3 protein-coding genes, 4 tRNA genes and 1 pseudogene are annotated in these 4,377 nt (G+C 38.5%); 7 read left to right on the top strand and 1 reads right to left on the bottom strand.

Annotated elements, in window-relative coordinates; translation table 11 throughout:
- Positions 1-266: 266 nt before the first annotated feature.
- Together murB and birA are read left to right on the top strand one after the other, a co-directional pair.
- The gene (murB, locus tag GWI58_RS07170) at positions 267-1,301 is read left to right on the top strand and encodes a UDP-N-acetylmuramate dehydrogenase (RefSeq protein WP_094960308.1); all 1,035 of its coding nucleotides are present in this window, start codon (positions 267-269) and stop codon (positions 1,299-1,301) included.
- A complete protein-coding gene (birA, locus tag GWI58_RS07165; protein WP_036895978.1) occupies positions 1,298-2,260 on the top strand; it encodes a bifunctional biotin--[acetyl-CoA-carboxylase] ligase/biotin operon repressor BirA in 963 nt (320 codons plus the stop codon). The genes murB and birA overlap by 4 nt, the downstream gene beginning before the upstream one ends.
- Before the next feature lie 132 nt (positions 2,261-2,392).
- On the opposite strand, the gene coaA is transcribed toward birA, so the two are convergent.
- Positions 2,393-3,340 (bottom strand): type I pantothenate kinase, encoded by a 948-nt coding sequence (gene coaA, locus GWI58_RS07160; protein WP_004246971.1) that lies wholly within the window; start codon positions 3,338-3,340, stop codon positions 2,393-2,395.
- Positions 3,341-3,777: 437 nt separating this feature from the next.
- On the opposite strand from coaA, the gene GWI58_RS07150 reads away from it, so the two are divergent.
- The 5 genes and pseudogenes from GWI58_RS07150 to GWI58_RS07130 form a co-directional block, all read left to right on the top strand.
- Positions 3,778-3,853: transfer RNA gene (locus GWI58_RS07150), tRNA-Thr, on the top strand.
- 16 nt (positions 3,854-3,869) lie between these two features.
- A tRNA-Tyr gene (locus GWI58_RS07145) sits at positions 3,870-3,954 on the top strand.
- Positions 3,955-4,036: 82 nt separating this feature from the next.
- A tRNA-Gly gene (locus GWI58_RS07140) sits at positions 4,037-4,111 on the top strand.
- A gap of 5 nt (positions 4,112-4,116) precedes the next feature.
- Positions 4,117-4,192, top strand: a tRNA-Thr gene (locus tag GWI58_RS07135).
- Positions 4,193-4,313: 121 nt separating this feature from the next.
- Positions 4,314-4,377 (top strand): annotated as a pseudogene (locus GWI58_RS07130) (GTP-binding protein); the annotation flags it as partial.

Raw genomic sequence — 4,377 nt, 5'->3', positions numbered from 1 at the left:
GAAGTGAAACGCCGTAGCGCCGATGGTAGTGTGGGGTCTCCCCATGTGAGAGTAGGGAACTGCTAAGCATTAAATAAGACGAGAAAGCCAACCCAATGGGTTGGCTTTTTTGCATTTGTTTTTCTTTATTCTTAATGATCATCACACCTAGAATATTACAGGTATCTTTTTAACTTACTCTTATTACCTACCAACAGCTCACTCGCGCTATCCTCACAGCAGGTTGACTGCTAAACTAAGCTATCAGCTAAATGAGGTCGACTTTCATGAATGAACCTATTTCATTGCAATCATTTAATACATTTGGTTTGAAAGCCAATGCTCGTCATATAGAAACGGCAAAGAATACAGATGAACTCTGTCGGTACTGGCAAAATGCTCAAGACCAAAAACTGCCTATTCTTATTTTAGGCGGAGGGAGTAATGTTCTATTCACTGAAGATTTTAATGGTACGGTGATTAGAAACTGTATTTCTGGCATTGAAATTACAGAAGATGAGCAACAATGGCATATTCATGTTGGGGCAGGTGAAAATTGGCATAACCTTATAAAGAGCTTAATTGAAAAGCATATTTATGGGTTAGAAAATCTCGCTTTAATCCCTGGTAATGTTGGGTCTGCTCCCATACAAAATATTGGTGCTTATGGTAAAGAATTAAAAGACGTTTGCGCCTATGTTGATATTGTTGAGTTAAGCACTGGTAAAGTCACGCGTTTAACAAATGAAGAGTGCCAATTTGGCTATCGCGACAGTATTTTTAAACATCACTATCAGCAAGGTTATGCAATTATTGCCGTTGGTTTAGTGCTGAATAAACATTGGGAACCTATTTTGACCTATGGTGATTTAGCTAAATTATCACCAGAAACAGTCACACCACAGATAGTATTCGACTCTGTATGCGGTATGAGGACAAGTAAATTGCCGGATCCTGCTCTTACAGGTAATGCGGGTAGTTTTTTTAAAAATCCTATTGTTGATATAAAACTTGCACAACGCTTAAAAAGTAAATATCCATTTTGCCCTCAATATGTACAACATAATGGTGTAAAACTTGCTGCAGGCTGGCTTATTGATCAATGTGGTTTGAAAGGTTATCAGAGCGGTGGCGCTGCTGTGCATACAAAACAGGCATTGGTATTAATTAATAAAGAAGGCAAGGCAAGTGGGCGCGATATTGTTAATTTAGCAAGTTATATTCGCCAAAAGGTATTTGAACGTTTTGGCGTGCAATTAGAGCCGGAAGTGCGTTTTATTGGACGGCATGGCGAGATTAATGCGGTGGATGCTATTTCATGAAAGAGACATCAACTCCTCTATTACTCATCAATATCCTTGCTGATGGAGAGATCCATTCAGGAGAACAATTAGGCGAAAGTTTGGGGATGACACGGGCAGGGATTAATAAGCATATCAAGACATTGCGTAGCTGGGGTATCGACATTCATACAGTGGCAGGTCAGGGTTATCAGCTAGATGCACCGATGAACCTGCTAAACAGTGAACGTGTCAATCGAGGCATTCAAGGTGCACCAGCTCGTGTGATACCGGTTATTGATTCAACTAACCAGTATATGATACAGCGTATTAGTGAATTAACCTCCGGTGATGTTTGTATTGCTGAATATCAATCTGCAGGGCGTGGGCGTAGAGGGCGGCAATGGATCTCTCCTTTTGGTCGTAATCTATATCTCAGTATGTATTGGAAATTGGATCAAGGGCCTGCTGCAGCAATCGGGCTAAGTTTAGTTGTTGGTGTGATCCTTGCTGAAGTTTTACAGCAATTTGGTGCGAATGGTGTCAAAGTTAAATGGCCAAACGATCTTTACTTAAATGATAAAAAATTATCTGGGATCTTGGTTGAATTAACGGGAAAAACGGGTGATGTTGCGCATATTGTTACTGGCATTGGTATTAATATCGCCATGAGTAACAATCAAAAAGATGCAATAAACCAACAATGGATTAATTTAGAGCAGGTAGGGATAAAAATAGATAGGAATCAGTTGGCTTGTGAAATCACCAATGCGCTAAGAAAAGCATTTGTACAATTTGAAAAACAGGGGTTATCTGCTTTTATTGAACGTTGGAAAAGTTTAGATAATTTTATTGATAGGCGTGTTAAATTAATTATTGGTGACAAAGAGATCTTTGGTATCGCTAAAGGTATTAATGAGCAAGGGGCGTTACTTTTAGAACAAAATAATAAAATAGTACCCTATATTGGTGGTGAGATCTCGCTACGAAGTGCACCATAATTGGTTTATTTTGCTGCAATTTTCATATTAAAATATGCTCTCTAAAAAAGGTAAAGAGAGCATATTTAAATTTAATCCACCTATTTATAGGGTGAGAATTGATAATTTATCTATTCTCTAAATAGGTAAGATTTATTTACGTAACCTAACACTTTTAACCGAATGGTTATCACCCTTAGTCATAATCAAACTGGCTCTTTCACGGGTTGGTAAAATATTTTGCTTTAGGTTTAAGCCATTAATTTCTTGCCAAATGGAAGACGCGATCTCAATAGATTCTTCGCGACTCAGTTTGGAATAATTATTGAAATAGGATTCGGGATCGGTAAATGCCCCTTCACGGAATTTTAAAAATCGGCTGATATACCAATGTTTCAATAATGCTTCATCTGCATCAACATAAATGGAAAAGTCGACATAATCTGATACAAAAACATTATGTGGATCATGAGGGTAGTCTTGATTACTCTGTAATACATTGAGTCCTTCAAGGATCAAAATATCGGGTTGCTCAATGACCTGTTTTTTGTCTGGAATAATGTCATACACTAAATGAGAATAGACAGGTGCAGTCACTTGCTTTTTGCCCGATTTAATATCAGAGACAAAAGAGACAAGACTATGCATATCATAGGATTCAGGAAACCCTTTTTTCTTCATTATTCCGCGTTTTTTTAATTCCGCATTAGGTAATAAAAAACCATCAGTGGTAATCAAATCCACTTTCCGATGTTCAGGCCAGCGAGTGAGCAAAGCTTGAAGTAAACGGGCAGTCGTACTTTTACCCACCGCTACGCTACCCGCTATACCAATGATATAAGGAATTTTGGCGTTATTTGTGCCTAGAAACTGTTCTAAGACAGCCTGACGACGTAAATTTGAACTGATATAGAAATTTAACAACCTTGATAATGGAAGATAAATTTCAATGACATCATCAATTGAGATTTCTTCATTAATGCCTTTAAGGTCGGCAATTTCTGTTTCTGTTAATGTTAAGGGGACCGAATTCCTTAACGTAGCCCACTGCTTTCTATCAAATTCTAAATAAGGGGTTGTAAAGCGTTCTTTGTTATTCATAAGCCAACATCTGCCTAGTATTCGCAGGTTGGACAGGCTGTTTAAAACACCCGTATCCGATAAAAAATAAACAGCATCATAACGAGTGATGTGGCAGAGGCGTAGAGATTTTTTACTTTTTTTCTGCTTTTTTTGACGCGAACTGAATAAATTTGTAAAAAAAGTACAAAAAATAGTCATAAAAAATAAAAATAAGCGTAGAATAAAAGCGTAAAAATAATTCTTTTAGGTGAATTTTACTGTTTAGTGATAAATCTAGGATTGCAGAGAGAATATTGCGTTGGATTTTCTTTGATTTTTTTGCTGTCATTTTGGTCGTTTTTTTCCTAAAAAATCAACAATACATACAAAAATGAACAAAATCTAAGCAAAAGAACAAATATCGCAATTTTTTTGTTGCATCATGACGAAAGTCCTCCTAGAATGCGCACCACTTAGCCGGCATAGCTCAGTTGGTAGAGCAACTGACTTGTAATCAGTAGGTCCCGAGTTCGACTCTTGGTGCCGGCACCATTTAAAATTTAGATTTGGTGGGATACCCAAGCGGCCAAAGGGAGCAGACTGTAAATCTGCCGTCACAGACTTCGAAGGTTCGAATCCTTCTCCCACCACCATTAATTCCTTACTTAAGTGTTTTCAAACCGTGAACACTTGAGTAGAATACAAAGCTGATTTTAAGTCAGGTAGCCGAGTTCTGCGGGCATCGTATAATGGCTATTACCTCAGCCTTCCAAGCTGATGATGCGGGTTCGATTCCCGCTGCCCGCTCCAGATGTGCTGATATAGCTCAGTTGGTAGAGCGCACCCTTGGTAAGGGTGAGGTCGGCAGTTCGAATCTGCCTATCAGCACCACTCCCCAATGTTCTTGCCTTCCTGATTAAAAATCTTAACAAGCATAGCTAATCGCTAGTTTAATTACTGCTTGGTTGATGTGGTGTAACCACCGATTCCGTGTCTTAGAGGGACAATTTAAATGTCTAAAGAAAAATTTGAACGTTCAAAACCGCACGTTAACGTTGGTACTATCGGCCACGTTG

Source organism: Proteus sp. G2674 (genome assembly GCF_009915195.1).
In the GTDB taxonomy this organism is placed as follows: Bacteria; Pseudomonadota; Gammaproteobacteria; order Enterobacterales; family Enterobacteriaceae; genus Proteus; species Proteus mirabilis.
This window is presented reverse-complemented; position numbering and strand designations above follow the sequence as displayed.